The following is an 18,111-nucleotide window of genomic DNA, read 5'->3' as shown; positions in this document are numbered from 1 at the left end:
CTTACGTACAATCGGCCTGGCTATGGTTACCGATAATTAACCAAACTGGGCGAAACTGCTCCTTGCAATTGAGGAGCAAGACCCATGACCGTTACTGGCACTGCATCGATGACCATCAACGAGATGCGCGAATTCGCGAACTTCTCTGCGGCGGAACAACGCTATATCAAGCGTAGCCTTGATATAGGCCTTGGCCGTCAAGATGCGTTCAAGCTATGGGCGCGCAACGAGGGCGAGAACGCCGCGATCCGCAGTCAGTATATCGCTTATCAGGAATTGAAGACACTGCAGGAGATTATCCCGCACGATGCGACGATACATGGTATTGAAGCATTTATTGGTAAGTTGGTGCGTGTGGCGGTATTTGATCTTTCTCAAGACAAGATCTCATGCTTCTCAGCATTCCGATTTCTATATGAACGTCTGCTAGGAGCAGATGTGCGCCCTTGGTTGCCGAGCGCATTCTGCGCCGCGTCCGCTTTGCCGCAAATTAGACCTGAGAGCCGCAAGCAATTGCTTCAGTCCTTAAGCGAAGCGGCCGCCACCGCGCCAGGCTGGTCAGACCGCGAACCGGCTTTCTATCCCGAATATATCGAGGCAGCCGAGGCGGCTTAAGGTAAAAGTCCGCCTTTCACCCCAATATCAGACGTTAGCGACTAACCCCGATACAGCCCGTCGATCCGCTCCTGATAGCGATCGCGGATCTTGTGACGGCGGATCTTCATGCTCGGCGTCATTTCTTCGTTTTCGATTGTGAAGCCCTCATCCGCAAACGCGAATTGCCGCACCTTCTCGATGACTGACAGATCCTTGTTTACACGATCAACCGCGGCGCGGACTGCGTTCTTGAATGCGGGCAAGTCTTGCAACGTGGCCATGTCGAACTTTTCATCATTTGCCTTGCACCATTCGACCGCCCATTCGGGATCCGGCACAATCAGACCAACCACATAGGGCCGCTTGTCACCGTTCACCATGGCTTGGGCGATCTCCGGCTGCAGTGTCAGCATGCCTTCAATCTTTTGCGGGGCGACATTGTCACCCTTGTCATTGACGATCATGTCCTTCTTGCGGTCAGTGATCACGATCCGCCCAGCTTCGTCCAAATGGCCGATGTCGCCCGTATGCAGCCAGCCATCCACGATTGTGCGGGCAGTCTCGGCCTCATTGCGCCAGTAACCGTGCATCACCAGCTCACCGCGCACCAGGATCTCGCCATCATCGGCAATCTTCACCTCGACCCCGCGCATGGGCGGCCCGACAGTGTCCATCTTGAGCCCTGTCTTGGGGCGATTGCAGCTGATAACCGGCCCGGCTTCGGTCTGGCCATAGCCCTGAAGCATGGTGAGCCCCATGGCTTCGAAGAAATTGCCGACATCAGGGTTCAGCGGCGCACCACCTGACACCATCGCCTTGATCCGTCCGCCGAACCGCGCGCGAATCTTGGGGCGCAGGGTCTTCTCGATCAGGAAGTCCATCGGCTTGTCGCGTTTGCGCTTGCGATCACCCTCGCTGATCATCAGCGCCTTATCCATCAGGTAATTTGCGAGTTTGCCCTGCTTCTCGACCGTCTTCATGATGCGCGTGCGCAGCACCTCGAACAGACGCGGGACCACGACCATTATCGTGGGGCGGGTTTCCTCGATATTGCTGGCGAGCTTCTCCAGCCCTTCGGAATAATAGATTTCCGCCCCCACCCCGATCGGCAGGAACTGGCCGCCTGTGTGTTCGTAGGCGTGGCTTGCAGGAAGGAAGCTCAAGAAACGCTCATCCTTGATTCCGAAATCTTCGAGCAGGATTTCAGCCGCGCCCGCCACATTGCACAGGATCGCGCCATGATGCTGCAACACACCGCGCGGTGCGCCGCCGGTTCCGCTGGTGTAGATGATGCACGCGGTTGTATCGCGTCCGATACCGGCCATGCGCGCATCCACTACGGCACGCGCTTCAGCGGCATCGCCCGAAGTCAATGTGTCCCAGCCGTGATAGTCGAACGGCCCCGATTGATGGCGGCGAAGGTCTTCAATCCCGATCACATGTTCGATCAGGCCGGTGGACTGGATTGCATTGTGAACCGGAGCGAGCAGCTTCTCGGTCGAGACAAACACAGCGCGCGCGCCCGAGTTATCAAAGATATGCGCATGGTCGCGCGGGGTGTTGGTAATGTAGGTTGGAACCGACACACAGCCCGCAGCCATGATCGCCAGATCGGCTATGCACCATTCCGGCCGGTTCTCGCTGACGATGCAGACGCGGTCACCATCATTGAGGCCCAGCCTGCGTAGGCCTTCGGCGATCAAGCAGACTTGCTCAGCTGTTTCGCGCCAGCTCCTGGTTATCCATTCACCATCTTTCTTCGCGGCCAGAAACGGCGCATCGCCTTTCTCGTCGGCTCGCGACAGAAAGAGTTCAACCAGAGTGTTTGCACTATCGATTTCGGCCAGCGCCACTGATTTGCTCCTGCTCCAGGGGAAGGTTGTTTTGTTATATCTGTTTTTGCTGCTCTAAAGTCCTGCAAATGTAGCGGCAAGTCCAAGCCGCATCAGGGTACGATCAACAGGGTTTCGATTCTGGGGTCGCGCACGCTAACCCAACTGCCATTCTCGCGCAGAATCGCGTTGACTTTGATCGGGGCGGGTCGCGCGATCAACTGGCTATGGCCAAGCGCTTCGAATGCCGTGGCTTGATTTTCCAGCCAAGTGCCGCTTTCAAAAATGATCCGGTCGCCAAAGGCCATTGTGAAGGGCAGGGCGAGCGCCTGCTCAGCTGTCAGGCCAAAGTCGATCGCGCCGATAATCGCCCGGGTTGTCGACACAGGCATTGTTGGGCCGCCTGCTGCACCAACGATCATGAAAGGTTCGCCATCCGGGTCCCAAACGATCGTAGGCGACATGGAACTGCGCGGGCGTTTGCCGCCTTCAACCCGATTGGCGACAGGCTTTCCGTCCACCTCTGGAGCGCGGCTGAAGTCGGTCAGCTCGTTATTGAGGAAGAAGCCATGGGCAATCAGGCCCGAACCGAAAGAGCTTTCAATGGTTGAGGTATAGCTGACCATATGGCCGGCGCGATCAACCACGGAGAAGTGAGATGTGCCGCGCTCTTCAGGTTCGTCACCATCCGCCCAGGCGATGTCCGCGCCTTCGGGCTTGCCCGGGCTAACGCTCTCGGCGCGCATTGACGCATCGATCAGCGCGCTTCGTTGCGCAATGTAGGCTGGATCGATCAGCCCGGCGACCGGCACCGGCACGAAGTCGGAATCGGCCATATAGATTTCCCGGTCGGCATAGGCGAGCCGTTGGGATTCGAGGAACAGGTGCCAGGTGACAGGATTCTCAACGCCCAAGGCGGCCAAATCAAACCGCTCCAGCTGACCCAGCATCTGGATCACAGCGACACCGCCAGAACTGGGCGGCCCCATGCTGCACACCCGGTAGCGGCGATAGCTGCCACATACTGCATCGCGCACTTTGGGTTCGTAACCGGCCAGATCTTCGGTTGTCATTGCGCCTTCGCGCGGAGTGGCGGAAGCGACGGTTGCCACAATTTCTTCGCCAAGCTCAGCTCCGTAGAAAGCCTGGAAGCCTTGCTTTGCAATCCGTTCAAAAGCTTGCGCCAGCGCTTCATTCTTGATCCAGGAGCCTGCGGGCAAGACTTTGCCATCGGAATCGTAATAAAGGTCCCGCCCCGCCTGCGTTCCTGCTACAAATTCAGGGCGCTGGTTGAGCGAGTTGTACATCCGCTCGTTCATCCCGAAACCGTCGCGGGCCAGCTTTATCGCGGGCTCGAATAATTCAGCCCAAGAAAGCTTGCCATGATTGTTATGCGCCAGTGCGGCCATGCGGATATTGCCCGGCACGCCGACGCTCAAACCACTCTCAACTGACTCGCGAAATCCCGGCAGCGAACCGTCTTCGTTCAAGAACCATTCGGGCGATGCACCCGCCGGAGCTGTTTCGCGGCCGTCGTAGGAAATGACCTTGCCATCAGGGGCTCCGCGCAGCAGAAATCCACCACCGCCTATTCCAGAGCTTTGCGGCTCAACCACTGTAAGTGCCAGCATCACTGCGATTGCAGCATCGGTCGCGCTTCCACCCTTAGCGAGAATCTCTTCACCTGCTGCTTGCGCGCGCGGATCAGCCGCACTGACAGCGCCTTGTTCGGCCACGTCCGGTGCGTGGAAAGTCATTTCCAGCGGCGAGGAGTATGCCTCTGTGCAAGAGGCCATTAGCGGAAGCGCGATCAGCGCTGTCAGTCGATTGGGTCTCATACGGGCTGGCTATTCGCTTCCGACCGCTTCGGCAATGGTGGAATAGCCTTCGCGTTTCATCAGACGCTCCAGCCCGCGAACAATTTTCGCGCCCAGGCCCGGCCCTTCATAGACCATGGCGCTATACAGCTGGACCAGGCTCGCGCCCGCTTTGATCCGCTCCCACGCATCCTCTGCACTGGCGATGCCGCCGACGCCAACCAGCGGAATCGTGCCGCCGGTCGCTGAACGGAAATCGCGCACGCGCTGAGTCGCCAGCGGTTTCAAAGGTGCTCCAGAAAGCCCGCCGACTTCGCCGGCGTGGTGCGAGCGCAGCTCTGGCCGCGATATCGTCGTGTTCGAAACGATCAGCGCGCTTAGTTTCTTGTCGAGAGCGATCCGCGCGATTGCGTCAATATCGGTCGGCTCCAGGTCAGGCGCTACTTTAAGAAAGATAGGTGGCGGCTCCGCTTCAGACACCGCGCCGCGCGCTTCGATCACGGCGTCCAGCAATTCGGTCAATGCGCCTTCATCCTGCAGCGCGCGCAGTCCCGGCGTGTTGGGGCTGGAGATGTTTACCGCCAGATAGCTTGCGTGCGGCGTCATCATCCGTGTCATGATCGCATAATCTTCGATGCGATCATCAGAGTCCTTGTTCGCGCCGATGTTGATTCCCACAACGCCCGACCGCCCTCTGCGCCTTTTCAGCCTTTTCAGTGCCGCTTCTGCACCGCTATTGTTAAACCCCATCCGATTGATCACAGCCCTGTCTTCAACCAGTCTGAACAGGCGCGGTTTGGGATTACCCGCCTGCGGCCGCGGCGTGATGGAGCCAACCTCTGCAAAGCCAAATCCCAGCCCCAACAGCGCGTCAGGGACTTCGGCATCCTTATCGAAGCCTGCAGCGACGCCCACCGGGTTAGGGAAGGCGAACCCTGCAAGCTCCACGGCCAGTTGCCCGGCTCTTGCGGGTGCGCGGTGCGGCATCAGGCGTAGCCCCTCGATTGCCATGCGATGAGCTGATTCGGAATCTAAAGCGAAAATGGCGGGGCGCAGAAGACGAAACAACATGGTGATGCGCCTATGACAAGGTGCGTCAGGCCTGTCGAGGCCGAAGCATTAGTCGTCTGGCTGCGAGAGCCCGCTTGTAGGCCAAGCGCTAAGCGCTAATGACTCGCAACTAAGGTTTTGGCGTTGAATCTGCAGAATTCCTCCCCTATCTCCCAAATTGGAACGAATCAGTCCAATTTTCATAGGATTAGTATGCGACTGTCCAATCTAGCTGATTACGCCGTGGTCATCATGTGCGCCGCTTCGCGTCATTGTGGCGGCGGTCGCGTGTCCGCAGGAGAATTGGCTGCGGAAACCGGAATCCCTGGGCCGACAGTGCAGAAAGTCGTCAGTAAACTGACTGGCGCAAGCTTGCTGCGATCGGTGCGCGGCGCCGGCGGCGGTTTGCAGTTGGCGCGCCCTGCCGCCGCGATCAGTGTGGCAGACATAGTCGAAGCGGTCGAAGGCCCGATTGCGCTGACCGCGTGCATCGAAGGGCCCTATTGCGCGATGGACCACAATTGCTCGGTCAAACCCCATTGGCCGAAGATCAACAATGCTTTGCGCGGCGCTCTGGCAGACATTTCGCTGACGAGCCTCACCCGAATTGAAGAGATAGCATGAGCGAAGAACTTGACATTCAAGATCGCGAAGCTCGCGATGCTGCGGCGAAAGCGGCGGACTATGAGCACGGCTGGTCGGCAGACATCGAGACCGAGTTTGCCGAGAAAGGCCTGACCGAAGATACCGTACGGTTTATCTCGGGCAAGAAGGGTGAACCTGAATGGATGCTCGAATGGCGCCTTAAGGCATTCCGTCTCTGGCAGACCATGGAAGAGCCCGATTGGGCCAAGGTCGGCTATCCCAAGATCGATTATCAAGGCGCCTATTATTACGCCGCACCGACCAAGAAGGTGGAACTGAATTCGCTCGAAGATCTCGATCCCGATATCAAGGCGGTCTATGACAAGCTTGGTATCCCGCTCGGCGAACAAGAGGTTCTGGCCGGCGTAAAGGGTGCGAAGAAGGTTGCGGTTGATGCTGTGTTCGACAGTGTCTCTGTGGCGACCACTTTCCGTGAAGAGCTGAAAAAGGCGGGCGTAATCTTCCTTTCGATCAGCGAGGCGATCAAGGAATATCCAGACCTGGTGAAGAAGTGGCTCGGCAAGGTTGTGCCGCAGCGCGATAATTTCTTCGCGACATTGAACTGCGCGGTCTTTTCAGATGGCACATTCGTTTACATTCCAGAGGGCGTGCGCTGCCCGATGGAACTCTCCACTTACTTTCGCATCAATGCCGAAAACACGGGCCAATTCGAGCGTACGCTGATCATCGCCGAGAAGGGCGCTTACGTGTCCTATCTCGAAGGCTGCACCGCGCCGATGCGCGATGAGAACCAGTTGCACGCGGCCGTCGTAGAACTGGTCGCAATGGAAGATGCGGAGATCAAATATTCGACCGTCCAGAACTGGTATCCTGGCGATGCAGAGGGCAAGGGCGGCATCTATAATTTCGTCACCAAGCGTGGTCTGTGCCAGGGCGATCGTTCCAAGATCAGCTGGACTCAGGTTGAAACCGGCAGCGCGGTGACGTGGAAATACCCTTCCTGCGTATTGAATGGCAAAGACAGTGTGGGCGAGTTCTACTCGGTGGCGTTGACCAACAATTACCAGCAGGCCGATACCGGCACCAAGATGATACATAACGGCGCGGGATCGCGCTCGACGATTATCTCGAAGGGCATCTCGGCGGGCAAGTCTAACAACACCTATCGCGGATCGGTGCGGGTTGGCCCCAATGCCGATGGGGTGCGCAATTTCACGCAATGCGACAGCCTGCTGCTCGGATCGGAATGCGGCGCGCATACCGTGCCCTATATCGAAGTGAAGAACCCCTCAGCTCAGATCGAGCATGAGGCGACTACGAGTAAGATCAGCGACGACCAGCTGTTCTACGCGATGCAGCGCGGGCTGGATGAAGAAGAGGCGGTGGCACTGATCGTGAACGGCTTTGCCAAGGACGTGCTGAAAGAGCTGCCGATGGAATTCGCCGTCGAGGCGCAAAAGCTGCTTGCGATTTCGCTTGAGGGGAGTGTGGGGTGACTGAACGAAGAACCCTCAAGCTATCTGATGCACCCGCCACCGACGCGCCCAATCTCAAGAAGAAGGGCCGCGGCTGGGAGATTTCGGAGAAGCGTCTCGATGCGCTGCACGATCAAGCGCGCGAGATGAAGCGGTTTGCCTCGCCTGCGCACAAGGCGCTCGCCGCGCGCTTCGCCAAGGCCGATCTTGGCCGCTACACCTTCAAACGCTTTGCCGTGGTTGGCAGCGCGATTGTCGATTTCAATTGCCACAATCTCGGCATGGCGATCGCGATTGACGAAGAGGGGCAGAACGATGCCATCGCGAAGCGCCGCGACAAAAGCCTGGAGGTGGTCAATATCCGCGTGATGCGGATCAAGGCTTCGGATATCCTGGAGAATATGGACGCTGTGCTCGAGCGGATCAGCGCCGGTATGCGCATGCGGATTGCGGACAAGCGTGATGCGCGCCGCGAACATTTCGAGCGCTCTACGCCGCGCCAAGATCGACACAACGAGAACACGCAATCATCGGGTCGCACCAACGAGCAAAATGGGGGCGACGAATGATACCTGGACTTAATGACCTGTTTGCGCCGGACATGCAGAAGATCTTGTTCTTCCTGGTCCCGGAATTGGCTGCACTTTCGATGATGGTGATGAATCTGACACGAGGATTTTCGATCCCGGGCAAGTTCATGATGGTGCTGTTTGCAGCGATCTCGATCTATTTCTTTCCGCAGTTCATGGAGGTCTTCTGATGCTTTTGTCTTCGGCCGTTGTTGCGCTGTCATTGCAGGCGGCGACCGCCGTGCCAGCGCAGGACGCGGTGATCAGCGAGACCTGGGAATTGGCCTATGACGTGGCGATCACGCCATTTGTCGAAGACTATCGGCGTTGCCTCAACTACGGCAATCGTATTGCGCGCGGGCTCCCGGATTTCGAGCAGCAGCACCGCAGCGATCTTCCGCGTTGCACGAAGGTTTACCAGGAATCGATCGAGGCCTCTAACCGGATGATGGAGCGTCGTGGCCGTGAAGAACTGTTCACACCCGAAGATGTGACCCGGGCATTCGACACGATTGGCTATATCCACGTGCAGCGCGGCCGCTTCGTTGATGACAGTTTGCGTCATCGTGAACAAAGGCTCGCACGATACACCACCACCCATGCGCCATCCCAGGCGCCTCTTGATCAACCTGAACAGCAAGCTCAACAGGAAGTTTCGTTACCCAATGCTGAAAATTGAGAACCTCCACGCCGAGATTGACGGCACGCAGATATTGAACGGGCTAACGCTTGAAGTTGCCGCCGGTGAAATCCACGCCATTATGGGGCCCAATGGCGCTGGCAAGTCGACGCTCGCCTATGTGCTGGGCGGCCGGCCAGGCTATGAAGTGACCGAAGGGTCCGTCACCTTCAACGGGGAAGATCTCTTCGAGCTCGAACCGCATGAGCGCGCGGCGGCCGGCATGTTCCTGGGCTTCCAATATCCGGTCGAGATACCCGGCGTATCTAATGTCCAGTTCCTGCGCGAGGCATTGAATTCGCAGCGCAAGGGGCGAGGCGAAGAACCGCTCTCGGGCGGCGAATTCTTGAAGCTCGCCAAAGAGAAGGCAGGCCTGCTGCGCATGGATATGGAGATGCTGAAACGGCAGGTGAATGTCGGCTTTTCCGGCGGAGAGAAGAAACGCGCGGAAATGGTGCAGATGGGCATCCTTGATCCCAAGTTTGCGGTGCTCGATGAAACCGACAGCGGTTTGGACATCGATGCACTGCGTGTTGTGGGTGAAGGGATCAACGCGATCATGCGCGATCCCGCCAAGGGCGTGCTGCTGATAACGCATTATCAACGCCTGCTTGACGTTGTGAAGCCGGACAAGGTGTCTGTTCTTGCCAAGGGCCGGATCGTTCAGACCGGCGGGCCTGAGCTGGCGCTCAGACTTGAAGAAGAGGGTTATGATGTGGTGATGGCCGATGCCTGAAGCGGCAACCCTTGAACGCCCTACCAACTCGCAAGAGGCATGGCGCTATGCCGACGCGGGTTACCTTCGGGATGCAGAGCTATCCACGCTGACCGACTGGCGGGAATTGACCGTCGCAGCGGGCGAAGAGCGCGAAGACACGCGCATTGTCGCGGCTGGAGTGGAACGCTTGCGTGTGCATCTGGGCAAGGGCGCGCGTTATGCGATGTTCGCATTGAACGCGGCGGGTCCTTACGCACGGCTCGAGCTTGAAGTGACGCTGGAAGACGGCGCGCATTTTGAGTTCGGCGGCGTGACAGTGGGCGGCGGCGATGCGACCCAGGAATTTGTCACGCGCACAATCCACGCAAGGCCCAATGGCACATCGAACCAGACTGTGCGCGCTGTGCAATGGGGCCGTTCTACCGGAAATTTCCTGGGCCGCATTGATGTGGTGAAGGGTGCGCAAAAGACCGACGCGGCGCAGAATTTCCGCGCTTTGTTGCTGGAAAAGGGTGCCACCGCCAACACCAAGCCGGAGCTCGAAATTTTCGCAGACGATGTTCAATGCGCGCATGGCGCTGCGATCGGCCAAATGGACGAGATGGCGCGATACTATATGGCGGCGCGTGGCATCGCGCCGGATGTAGCGCGCAAGCTGTTAGTGCAGGCGTTTATTGGCGATGCTTTTGTGGAAATGCGAAACCAGGATGAAGCCGAGCGTATGATCGCCCTAGCACTTGATGAACTGGAGGGGAATTTATGAAGATTTCAGCAAAGTCAGTTTCAGCGCTGGCGTTCTCTTTGTTTCTTGTGGGTGGTGCAGTTGCACTTTCAGCCAGCAATCCAGAGGAGGGGGCGGTCCCGCCTCAAGACGCATTCACGCCAATTGAGCGCTATGGCATCACTTATGACAAGCCGCGCGACATTGCCGAATTCTATCTCGAACAGTTTGGTCTCCATCGCAACGATGCCGATGTGCACGAGGTTCGCCATCCAGGCAATCGCTCGATGCGCATTCTGATTGTGACGGCCGACGAGGTGGAAAACCACTCCGTTACAGGTGTCCAATGGCGCCTTGGCGTCAGGTTTTCCAATGGGCAATGGCAAGCTGTCGAAGCCGGCATGCGACGCAAGTGCGCGCGAGGCGAAGACGCTGGTCAATGGACGAAGAGCGTATGTCCCTGACGCTCGCCTCCGCCCGTCTAGCCGACAGCAAATCGGATTTTCCCGGCCTGCTGACGGCTGACGGGAAGGCCTGGCACTATCTCGATACCGCAGCGACGGCGCAAAAGCCGCAGGCGGTTATTGATGCGATGGCGCGTGCGCTGGGCCAGGATTATGCCACCGTGCATCGCGGAGTGTACTCGCGCTCGGCAGAGATGACTCTTGCTTATGAAGCGGCGCGCCGCCGCACAGCTGACTTCATCGGCGGCAAGGAAGAAGAAATTGTATTTGCACGCGGCGCAACCGAAGCGATCAATCTGGTCGCGGCAACATGGGGCGCAGCGAATATCGGCGAAGGCGACCGCATTCTGCTTTCAGCGCTGGAGCATCACTCAAATATTGTGCCGTGGCAGATGCTGGCAGAGAAGGTTGGCGCGCATATCGATATCTGCCCGCTCACCAGTGATCACCAGATCGACCTGGATGCCGCCGAGGTCATGCTGACCGAGCGGCACAAACTTGTCGCGCTCGCGCATGTCTCGAATGTACTCGGCTCGGTCCTCGATGCGAAACGCGCGGCGGGCCTGGCGCATGGCGTGGGTGCAAAGCTGCTGCTCGATGGGTGCCAGGCGGCACCTCGTCTGAAGCTTGATGTCGCGCCGCTCGATTGCGATTTCTACGTCTTCAGTGCGCACAAACTCTATGGCCCGACCGCGATTGGCGCGCTTTGGGCGCGGAGCGAAATTCTGAACGCAATGCCGCCATATCAAGGCGGCGGCGCGATGATCGACCGCGTCACATTCGACAAAACCACTTACGCGCCTGCCCCGCAGCGCTTTGAAGCGGGTACGCCGGCGATTACCGAAGCTGTCGCGCTGCATGCAGCGATCGACTATGTCGATGCCATCGGCATGGACGTGATCCATGCACGTGAGACTGCATTGGTTGCCCAATTGCGCGACGCGCTCAGCCCAATGAACGATGTGACGATTTATGGCCCGGCAGACAGCGCGGGCATCGTCAGTTTCATGCTCGACGGGGTTCATCCGCATGATCTGGGCACTATATTGGACGAAGCCAATGTCGCGATCCGTGCCGGGCATCATTGCGCACAGCCACTCATGGATTATCTCGGCGTGCCTGCCACTGCGCGCGCAAGCTTTGGATTGTATTCGGACGAAAGCGATGTCGAAGCGCTGCTCGACGGGATTGTTAGAACAAGAAAGATTTTCGCTTAGGAAGCGCCTATGAATAAGCCATCTGAGGAAAAGAAATTCATTGCGGCACCTTCGCCGACAGAGCAGGTCGTGAAGCCACGTCGTGCGCGCGTCGAGGATGCGGTTGACCCTGATTCTGAAAGCGCAAGCGACAAGCTTGAGCGCAAGCGCGATTATCTCGAAGGGTTCCTTGCGAAGAAGCCGGAGAATGTTTCCCCTGCCGAGCCAGGCGGCGAACTGCATGATGCGGTGATCGCTGCGCTGAAAGAGATTTACGATCCCGAAATCCCGGTCAACATTTATGATCTTGGCCTGATCTATGGTGTCGAGATCACCGAAGATGCCGATGCGATGGTTACGATGACGCTGACCACGCCGCATTGTCCGGTGGCTGAGTCAATGCCAGGTGAAGTCGAGCTGCGCGCCGCCAGTGTGCCGGGCATACGCGACGCTGAAGTGTCGCTTGTATGGGACCCGCCGTGGGGACCGGACAAGATGACTGACGAAGCGCGGCTTGAACTGGGGATGCTGTAAGATGACAGACACTAAGACACGCCAGATCCCCGCCGCCGTAACCCTGACAAAAGGCGCTGAGGCCCGTATTGCCGAACTGATGGGCAAGGCGCCTGACGATGCCATTGGCGTCAAGCTGTCGACCCCGCGGCGGGGCTGCTCTGGCCTCGCCTATTCCGTCGACTACGTCACGGAAGAAGCCAGGTTTGATGAGAAGATCGAAACGCCCGGCGGCGTTTTCTACATCGATGGCGCAAGCGTGCTCTATCTGGTCGGCTCAATCATGGATTGGGTCGAGGACGATTTCACCGCTGGCTTCGTATTCGAAAACCCCAATGCCAAGGGCGCATGCGGCTGCGGCGAAAGTTTTATGGTCTGAGTTGCGCCAGATGGCGTCCCTCAACCCTCTTCGATGATCCGGGATAGCAGCGCACGTTCCAGATCATCGACTTCGCCATCGGCATCGACCATCTTTTCCAGCCAAACCTGCTCGAAATCGTCCACTAGATTGCCCGCAGCGGCCGCTTCGGTGTAATCTACGCCTGCGGGTTTTTTGCCGAACGCCAATACGAGGTTCCGGCGAAAGTTCGGCGCTTCGCGGGCCATTTCTGCCATGAAACGACCGACCCGCACTTCATTGTCTGCGCAGCGCACGTACACAGGCTGCACGATCGACATTGCGCCCATCACTCGCGCGGCGCGCCTCCACGTGGGCCGCAGTGGGCGTGGCGCCAGGCCTGTCAGGGTAGAGAAACACGTCGAGCACACAGGCTTCGCCAGCAAACTGCAGCTTGCGCGAATCGCCTTCGCGCACGTCGAGCTGCGGGTTGCCGAATTGACGCTGCAACTGCGCTGCGCCTGCGCCAATCACACCTTCCAGCCCCGCTCTACTCAAGGCCTGTGGTGCACTCGGAATTGTGGCCTCGGTAGCGGGCGTGCCTGGCGGGTTGCGCTGGCTTTGCGATGCAGGTTCGGGCCGCGATGATGTGCGATCGTGCACGATGATCGGGCCACCTCCTGTAGAGACGCATGCTGAAAGCGGCGCCACAGCAGCTAGGAAGGTCAAAAAAGTGCGAATTGGCGACATGAAAAGCCTTTATGGTAATCTTTTGATAAAACTTTGCACCAAATGGGTTCCTGACGCGGCGTCGATTACGGGGGCAAGTAAATTTGCAAACGAAACAGTCATCAGCCCGGCAATTGCCCCCGAAGCAGAAGGTGCTCGAAGCTGCCAACAGGCGTGGCTGCATCCCGTGTTGGCTTGTGCCCGAGCCACCACCTCATATCGTTAAGCTCGCGGCCGAACAGGACAGCGTTGATAAACAAGAACACCACCGCAGGCCCAATAGCCGTGAAAAACAGGATCAATGCGATAGGAAGCCCGTGCGCGTTGAACAGCAGGGCGCGGCCGGCTCCGCGGAGGCTGTTTGACAAATCCTCACGAAACGGCAGCTCGAGCGCTGTGGCAGCGCATTCGGGATAATGGCATTGCTCGAACGCCAGAACGACTTCGCCAGTAAAGAACTGTATCACCGCCAGTGCGACTATGCGAAAAAGAAACCAGACGGCAGCTACTGATATGACCCACGACAGCACGACATAAGTGTCACCCTCTGCCTCGAGATAATAACTCAATAACCGCGGCAGGCTTTCGGCCAAGGAAAATCCGAAAACGACGAGCACTATAATCGTGATTGTGAGACTTTTCGCGAGCACCTTCAGGATCGCCCCATCCGAAAATTCTCCAACCGCAACGACCATCGATTTTGCAACAGCGCTCATTGCTGCCATTTCCATTGCTCGCGCCGCCAAGTCAACGCTGACTGAAGAATGACAAGCCATTCTGTCCTTGGCCTGCGCTGACTTGCACGCTAGGCGGCGCGTCGTAAGTTGCTCATTGTAGTTTTAGGAATTTCCGTGACTGAACCCCGCTATGACGTGATCGCCATCGGCAATGCTATCGTAGATATTATCGCATCGTGCTCTGAAGAACTGATCGATGAGCTCCAGCTCAATCGTGGTGGGATGACGCTGCTTGATGAGGCGCGCGCAGAAGAATTGTATGCGGCTATGCCGCCCGCACGCGAAATCTCTGGCGGATCGGCGGCCAATACGCTCGCCGGTCTCTCGACGCTTGGCTTGCAATGCGCCTTTATCGGCCAGGTAGCCAATGACCGGCTGGGCAAGGTGTTTGCGCATGACATGCGCGCCACTGGCATCGATTTCGACACGCCGATGCGCGAAGGTGAACCCGCAACCGGGCGTTGTCTGATCTTCGTGACGCCTGATGGCGAGCGCACGATGAACACCTTCCTTGGCGCCGGGCAATTCCTGCCAGCTGAATCGCTTAGTGAAGACTTGATCGCGTCGAGCGCAATCCTCTATCTCGAAGGCTATCTGTGGGACCCGGAAGAACCGCGCAAGGCTATGCGACGCGCGATCGAAGTTGCGCGACGCGGAGGCCGCAAGGTCGCCTTTACTGCCAGCGAAAGCTTTGTGATTGAACGCCACGGCGATGATTTCCGCCAGATGCTCGATGATGGCGTGATCGACATTCTGTTCGTAAACGAGCATGAGCTCGCGACGCTGACTGGTCTGAATGACTTTGAAGCCGGAGTGGCAGCGGTTGCTGCTAAAGTTCCGGTTCTGGTCGCAACCCGCAGCGAGAAGGGCGCCATAGCCATCGCGCACGGCGAACGCGCTGAAGTCAAGGCAGAACCGGTCGACAAAGTGATAGATACAACCGGGGCAGGTGACCAGTTTGCGGCAGGATTCCTCTCAGGATTTGCCAAAGGCGAGCCACTTGATAAATGTCTCAAGCGCGGCGCAATCACGGCTGCCGAGGTTATCAGCCACTATGGACCGCGGCCCGAAGCGGACCTGAAGGCCCTGATCGCTGAGCAACTTGGCTAAGCCTTACCAGTCCATGGCCCCCGCATAATCGTCACTACGCAGTGTGAGGATATAGTCTGCGATATCCTCGACTTGTAGTGGATCGAGATCGAAGTCCATTATCTCAGGATAATTGTGCGCATCGGTAAGCCAATCGAGAAACAGGATCTCTTCATAGCGCTTTCCTTCAAACAAGACGTATTAAATAAAGCGTGGCTAGCGCCCGCGCACAATGATCTAGATCAATTTTGCGCCTCGCGCTCCACTTCGCGCCAGCCAATGTCGCGGCGGCAGAACCCGCTGGGAAAATCGATTGCATCGACCGCTGCATAGGCGGCTGCCTGCGCTTCGGTTGCATTCGCGCCAGTTGCTGTCACATTGAGCACACGCCCGCCATTTGCGACCAGCTGACCATCGCGCATTGCGGTGCCCGCGTGGAACACCTTCGCACCGCTGGCCTCCGCATCACCTAGGCTGATTGCGCCACCCTTAGCCGGCGTGTCGGGATAGCCCCTCGCTGCCATCACAACGGTCATCGCGGTTTGCGACGAGAACTCGCCCGACGTGCCCTGCAGCGAGCCATTCGCACAGGCAAGCATGATCGCCGCCAGATCGCTTTCGAGCCGCGTCATCAAAACCTGACATTCCGGATCGCCGAAACGGCAATTGTATTCGATCAGTTTGGGGCCAGCCTCTGTCAACATTAGCCCGGCATAGAGCACCCCTGAATAGGGCATGCCTTCCTCACGCATCGTGCGCACGGTTGGCTCGATGATTTCAGCCATCACGCGCGCTTGCAGTTGCTCTGTAAGAACTGGCGCTGGCGAATACGCGCCCATACCGCCGGTATTGGGGCCGACATCGCCATCGCCCACTCGCTTGTGGTCTTGCGCTGTGCCGAAAGGGATGATCGCGGTGCCATCAGTGAGTGCGAAGAAACTTGCCTCCTCGCCGGTCATGAACTCTTCGATCACCACCCCTGCGCCTGCTTCACCGAACTGCCCGCCGAACATGTCAGCCAGCGCAGCTTCAGCGTCCGAGCGGTTCTCCGCGATGACCACGCCTTTGCCTGCGGCCAACCCGTCCGCCTTCAAGACATAGGGCGGTTCAAAACGATCGAGCGCTGCCTTGGCGTCATCCAATGAAGTTGTTCGCACGTATCCCGCGGTAGGGATGCGGGCACGTTCGCACAGATCCTTGGTAAAGCCCTTGCTTCCTTCGAGCTGCGCGGCAGCTTTGCTGGGGCCGAATACAGGAATGTCGAAATCGCGCAGACTGTCTGCCAAACCGTCAACCAGTGGTGCCTCCGGCCCGATCACAACCAGGCCGACGTTGTGCGCTTCGCAAAAATCGACGACCGCGGCGTGACTGCTTGCGTTGAGGCCAACCAGCTCGGCCTCTTCGGCGATCCCGGGATTGCCAGGTGCTGCGAACAATTTGGTGCATGTGGGGGATTGCGCCAGCTTCCACGCCAGCGCATGTTCGCGCCCACCTGAACCGAGCAAAAGGATATTCATGGCCGCTTCGTCCCCTGATGATGGCAATAAAGGGCTGGTAGCGCGCGAGCGGCAAGGCGACAACGCCGAGCCTCTCTCGATCACCGAGATTTCTGCTGCGCTCAAGCGAACGGTTGAGGATCTTTTCGGTTTTGTGCGTTTGCGCGGGGAATTGTCAGGCGTGAAACGCGCCGCGTCTGGCCACCTTTACCTTGCGCTGAAAGACGAGAATGCTGTGTTGGATGGCGTGATGTGGCGCGGCAATGCCCAGCGTCTCGCTTTCGTCCCGGAAGACGGGATTGAAGTGACCGCCAGCGGAAAACTTACCACTTATCCCGGGCGCTCCAAATACCAGATCGTGATCGACAGTCTGGAGATCGCAGGCGAGGGAGCACTGCTCGCGCTGCTGGAGAAGACCAGGCAGAAGCTAGAAGCCGAAGGGCTGTTCGCGCGCGAACGCAAGCAGGCTTTGCCCTTCCTGCCTAAAGTGATTGGCGTTGTGACGTCGCCCACGGGTTCGGTCATCCGCGATATCCTGCACCGATTGGCGGACCGCTTCCCCAGCCAGGTGCTGGTATGGCCGGTATTGGTGCAAGGGCAGGGCGCAGCCGAGCAAGTTGCCGGCGCTATACGTGGATTCGCCGCGCTTGATGCGGATGGCCCGGTTCCTCGCCCCGATGTTGTGATCGTTGCGCGCGGGGGTGGCTCGATCGAAGACCTGTGGAGCTTCAACGAAGAAGTGGTGGTGCGCGCCATCGCCGATTGTCCGATCCCGGTCATCTCTGCGGTCGGCCATGAAACCGACACAACACTGGCTGACTATGCTGCGGACCGCCGCGCACCCACGCCCACTGCCGCAGCCGAGATGGTGGTTCCTGTGCGCGCGGACTTGATCGCGACCGTCGCCGATCTGGCCAATCGTCAGCGCCGCGCAGTGCTTCGCCCGGTCGAACTTGGGCGTGAACGGCTGGAGGCGCGGGTGCGCCGTATGCCTAAGCTGGAGGCGCTGTTTCAGCCGCATGCCCAGCGTCTGGACGAGCTGTCTGAACGTTTGCGGCGCGGATTGCGTGACCGGGCAGGGCAGGGGCGAGAGAGACTGGCGGGCACCTCAGCCCGGCTGTCGCCGACGCTGCTCAAACGCAGCATGGAAGATGCAAGTCGCCAGCTGGCACGGGTTCGTTTGACACCCGATCTTGTCCGGCGTCCGATGATGCAAAAGCAGGACGCGCTCATCGCGCTGGCGCGGCTGGCGCAGCAATTCCACCCGGAAGAGCCGTTGAAGCGCGGTTATGCGATTGTGCGCGATGGCAAGGACAAAGCGCTGACTTCGCGCGAGATGGCCGCCAAGGAGGCAGCGTTGGTGCTGCAGTTCGCAGATGGCCGTTTGGAAGTCTCTCAAGGCGATGATTCGTCGCTCAAGAGACCGGCAAAGCCGGCACGCAAGAAACCATCAGTGCCGCCGAAACAAGACGACCTGTTCGGTTAA

The 18,111-nt window shown here is 58.5% G+C and carries 22 protein-coding genes; 14 read left to right on the top strand and 8 right to left on the bottom strand.

The features are described 5' to 3' along the window. Nucleotides 1-84: 84 nt before the first annotated feature. On the top strand, nt 85-615 hold the full coding sequence (locus tag QZ487_RS02265) for a hypothetical protein (protein ID WP_296023143.1): 531 nt from the start codon (nt 85-87) through the stop codon (nt 613-615). Between the two features lie 41 nt (nt 616-656). Here QZ487_RS02265 and QZ487_RS02260 read toward each other — a convergent pair whose 3' ends face one another. The 3 genes from QZ487_RS02260 to QZ487_RS02250 form a co-directional block, all read right to left on the bottom strand. Next, nucleotides 657-2,450: a long-chain fatty acid--CoA ligase gene (locus QZ487_RS02260; protein WP_296023142.1), complete on the bottom strand. Its 1,794-nt coding sequence runs from the start codon at nt 2,448-2,450 to the stop codon at nt 657-659. Nucleotides 2,451-2,542: 92 nt separating this feature from the next. Beyond that, a complete protein-coding gene (gene ggt, locus QZ487_RS02255) occupies nt 2,543-4,267 on the bottom strand; it encodes a gamma-glutamyltransferase (RefSeq protein ID WP_296023140.1) in 1,725 nt (574 codons plus the stop codon). 9 nt (nt 4,268-4,276) lie between these two features. Continuing rightward, nucleotides 4,277-5,317, bottom strand: coding sequence for a quinone-dependent dihydroorotate dehydrogenase (locus QZ487_RS02250; protein WP_296023139.1), 1,041 nt, complete (start codon nt 5,315-5,317; stop codon nt 4,277-4,279). Between the two features lie 192 nt (nt 5,318-5,509). On the opposite strand from QZ487_RS02250, the gene QZ487_RS02245 reads away from it, so the two are divergent. Genes QZ487_RS02245 through QZ487_RS02195 form a run of 11 tightly spaced genes read left to right on the top strand, consistent with a single transcriptional unit; the run spans nt 5,510 to nt 12,616 of the window. Then, a complete protein-coding gene (locus QZ487_RS02245) occupies nt 5,510-5,920 on the top strand; it encodes an Rrf2 family transcriptional regulator (protein ID WP_285976145.1) in 411 nt (136 codons plus the stop codon). Beyond that, nucleotides 5,917-7,398, top strand: coding sequence for a Fe-S cluster assembly protein SufB (gene sufB / locus QZ487_RS02240; RefSeq protein WP_296023137.1), 1,482 nt, complete (start codon nt 5,917-5,919; stop codon nt 7,396-7,398). Before QZ487_RS02245 ends, sufB begins: the two co-directional genes overlap by 4 nt. Further along, nucleotides 7,395-7,946 carry a DUF559 domain-containing protein gene (locus tag QZ487_RS02235; RefSeq protein WP_296023135.1) on the top strand — a complete coding sequence of 184 codons (552 nt, stop codon included), beginning with the start codon at nt 7,395-7,397 and terminating at the stop codon, nt 7,944-7,946. Before sufB ends, QZ487_RS02235 begins: the two co-directional genes overlap by 4 nt. Beyond that, a complete protein-coding gene (locus QZ487_RS02230; RefSeq protein ID WP_296023132.1) occupies nt 7,943-8,137 on the top strand; it encodes a hypothetical protein in 195 nt (64 codons plus the stop codon). Before QZ487_RS02235 ends, QZ487_RS02230 begins: the two co-directional genes overlap by 4 nt. Next, entirely contained in the window at nt 8,137-8,625 is a 489-nt protein-coding gene (locus QZ487_RS02225) for a hypothetical protein (RefSeq protein ID WP_285976141.1), read from the top strand. The genes QZ487_RS02230 and QZ487_RS02225 overlap by 1 nt, the downstream gene beginning before the upstream one ends. Further along, entirely contained in the window at nt 8,612-9,361 is a 750-nt protein-coding gene (gene sufC / locus QZ487_RS02220; RefSeq protein WP_296023131.1) for a Fe-S cluster assembly ATPase SufC, read from the top strand. Before QZ487_RS02225 ends, sufC begins: the two co-directional genes overlap by 14 nt. Next, the gene (locus tag QZ487_RS02215) at nt 9,354-10,106 is read left to right on the top strand and encodes a SufD family Fe-S cluster assembly protein (RefSeq protein WP_285976139.1); all 753 of its coding nucleotides are present in this window, start codon (nt 9,354-9,356) and stop codon (nt 10,104-10,106) included. Before sufC ends, QZ487_RS02215 begins: the two co-directional genes overlap by 8 nt. Then, nucleotides 10,103-10,528: a hypothetical protein gene (locus tag QZ487_RS02210; protein ID WP_296023128.1), complete on the top strand. Its 426-nt coding sequence runs from the start codon at nt 10,103-10,105 to the stop codon at nt 10,526-10,528. The genes QZ487_RS02215 and QZ487_RS02210 overlap by 4 nt, the downstream gene beginning before the upstream one ends. Beyond that, nucleotides 10,519-11,745 (top strand): cysteine desulfurase, encoded by a 1,227-nt coding sequence (locus tag QZ487_RS02205; RefSeq protein ID WP_285976137.1) that lies wholly within the window; start codon nt 10,519-10,521, stop codon nt 11,743-11,745. The genes QZ487_RS02210 and QZ487_RS02205 overlap by 10 nt, the downstream gene beginning before the upstream one ends. A 9-nt stretch (nt 11,746-11,754) precedes the next feature. After that, a complete protein-coding gene (locus QZ487_RS02200; RefSeq protein ID WP_285976136.1) occupies nt 11,755-12,258 on the top strand; it encodes an SUF system Fe-S cluster assembly protein in 504 nt (167 codons plus the stop codon). A 1-nt stretch (nt 12,259) separates the two neighbouring features. Next, nucleotides 12,260-12,616, top strand: coding sequence for an iron-sulfur cluster assembly accessory protein (locus QZ487_RS02195; RefSeq protein ID WP_285976135.1), 357 nt, complete (start codon nt 12,260-12,262; stop codon nt 12,614-12,616). Between the two features lie 20 nt (nt 12,617-12,636). Here QZ487_RS02195 and QZ487_RS02190 read toward each other — a convergent pair whose 3' ends face one another. From QZ487_RS02190 to QZ487_RS02180, 3 genes are all read right to left on the bottom strand, one after another. Beyond that, nucleotides 12,637-12,852: a hypothetical protein gene (locus tag QZ487_RS02190; RefSeq protein ID WP_285976134.1), complete on the bottom strand. Its 216-nt coding sequence runs from the start codon at nt 12,850-12,852 to the stop codon at nt 12,637-12,639. A gap of 19 nt (nt 12,853-12,871) precedes the next feature. Beyond that, complete coding sequence (locus tag QZ487_RS02185) at nt 12,872-13,285, bottom strand: hypothetical protein (RefSeq protein WP_285976133.1); 414 nt, start codon at nt 13,283-13,285, stop codon at nt 12,872-12,874. Between the two features lie 140 nt (nt 13,286-13,425). Then, on the bottom strand, nt 13,426-14,019 hold the full coding sequence (locus QZ487_RS02180) for an EI24 domain-containing protein (protein ID WP_296023125.1): 594 nt from the start codon (nt 14,017-14,019) through the stop codon (nt 13,426-13,428). Nucleotides 14,020-14,154: 135 nt separating this feature from the next. Here QZ487_RS02180 and QZ487_RS02175 point away from each other — a divergent pair, with 135 nt between their 5' ends. After that, nucleotides 14,155-15,150: an adenosine kinase gene (locus QZ487_RS02175; protein ID WP_285976131.1), complete on the top strand. Its 996-nt coding sequence runs from the start codon at nt 14,155-14,157 to the stop codon at nt 15,148-15,150. A gap of 3 nt (nt 15,151-15,153) precedes the next feature. Here QZ487_RS02175 and QZ487_RS02170 read toward each other — a convergent pair whose 3' ends face one another. Both QZ487_RS02170 and purD read right to left on the bottom strand, forming a co-directional pair. After that, a complete protein-coding gene (locus tag QZ487_RS02170; protein WP_296023122.1) occupies nt 15,154-15,324 on the bottom strand; it encodes a hypothetical protein in 171 nt (56 codons plus the stop codon). 47 nt (nt 15,325-15,371) lie between these two features. Continuing rightward, nucleotides 15,372-16,646 carry a phosphoribosylamine--glycine ligase gene (purD, locus tag QZ487_RS02165; RefSeq protein WP_296023121.1) on the bottom strand — a complete coding sequence of 425 codons (1,275 nt, stop codon included), beginning with the start codon at nt 16,644-16,646 and terminating at the stop codon, nt 15,372-15,374. On the opposite strand from purD, the gene xseA reads away from it, so the two are divergent. After that, the gene (gene xseA / locus QZ487_RS02160) at nt 16,645-18,111 is read left to right on the top strand and encodes an exodeoxyribonuclease VII large subunit (protein WP_296023118.1); all 1,467 of its coding nucleotides are present in this window, start codon (nt 16,645-16,647) and stop codon (nt 18,109-18,111) included. The genes purD and xseA overlap by 2 nt on opposite strands.

The organism is uncultured Altererythrobacter sp., from assembly GCF_913057185.1.
GTDB classification, from domain to species: Bacteria; Pseudomonadota; Alphaproteobacteria; order Sphingomonadales; family Sphingomonadaceae; genus Erythrobacter; species Erythrobacter rubellus.
This window is presented reverse-complemented; position numbering and strand designations above follow the sequence as displayed.

What these genes read in the sequence shown, in the direction of transcription:
- QZ487_RS02265 (WP_296023143.1), top strand. Translation starts at nt 85, where the DNA reads ATGACCGTTACTGGCACTGCATCGATGACCATCAACGAGATGCGCGAA.
- ggt (WP_296023140.1), bottom strand. Translation starts at nt 4,267, where the DNA reads ATGAGACCCAATCGACTGACAGCGCTGATCGCGCTTCCGCTAATGGCC.
- QZ487_RS02250 (WP_296023139.1), bottom strand. Translation starts at nt 5,317, where the DNA reads ATGTTGTTTCGTCTTCTGCGCCCCGCCATTTTCGCTTTAGATTCCGAA.
- QZ487_RS02245 (WP_285976145.1), top strand. Translation starts at nt 5,510, where the DNA reads ATGCGACTGTCCAATCTAGCTGATTACGCCGTGGTCATCATGTGCGCC.
- sufB (WP_296023137.1), top strand. Translation starts at nt 5,917, where the DNA reads ATGAGCGAAGAACTTGACATTCAAGATCGCGAAGCTCGCGATGCTGCG.
- QZ487_RS02230 (WP_296023132.1), top strand. Translation starts at nt 7,943, where the DNA reads ATGATACCTGGACTTAATGACCTGTTTGCGCCGGACATGCAGAAGATC.
- QZ487_RS02225 (WP_285976141.1), top strand. Translation starts at nt 8,137, where the DNA reads ATGCTTTTGTCTTCGGCCGTTGTTGCGCTGTCATTGCAGGCGGCGACC.
- sufC (WP_296023131.1), top strand. Translation starts at nt 8,612, where the DNA reads ATGCTGAAAATTGAGAACCTCCACGCCGAGATTGACGGCACGCAGATA.
- QZ487_RS02215 (WP_285976139.1), top strand. Translation starts at nt 9,354, where the DNA reads ATGCCTGAAGCGGCAACCCTTGAACGCCCTACCAACTCGCAAGAGGCA.
- QZ487_RS02210 (WP_296023128.1), top strand. Translation starts at nt 10,103, where the DNA reads ATGAAGATTTCAGCAAAGTCAGTTTCAGCGCTGGCGTTCTCTTTGTTT.
- QZ487_RS02205 (WP_285976137.1), top strand. Translation starts at nt 10,519, where the DNA reads ATGTCCCTGACGCTCGCCTCCGCCCGTCTAGCCGACAGCAAATCGGAT.
- QZ487_RS02200 (WP_285976136.1), top strand. Translation starts at nt 11,755, where the DNA reads ATGAATAAGCCATCTGAGGAAAAGAAATTCATTGCGGCACCTTCGCCG.
- QZ487_RS02195 (WP_285976135.1), top strand. Translation starts at nt 12,260, where the DNA reads ATGACAGACACTAAGACACGCCAGATCCCCGCCGCCGTAACCCTGACA.
- QZ487_RS02190 (WP_285976134.1), bottom strand. Translation starts at nt 12,852, where the DNA reads ATGGCAGAAATGGCCCGCGAAGCGCCGAACTTTCGCCGGAACCTCGTA.
- QZ487_RS02180 (WP_296023125.1), bottom strand. Translation starts at nt 14,019, where the DNA reads ATGAGCGCTGTTGCAAAATCGATGGTCGTTGCGGTTGGAGAATTTTCG.
- xseA (WP_296023118.1), top strand. Translation starts at nt 16,645, where the DNA reads ATGGCCGCTTCGTCCCCTGATGATGGCAATAAAGGGCTGGTAGCGCGC.
- purD (WP_296023121.1), bottom strand. Translation starts at nt 16,646, where the DNA reads ATGAATATCCTTTTGCTCGGTTCAGGTGGGCGCGAACATGCGCTGGCG.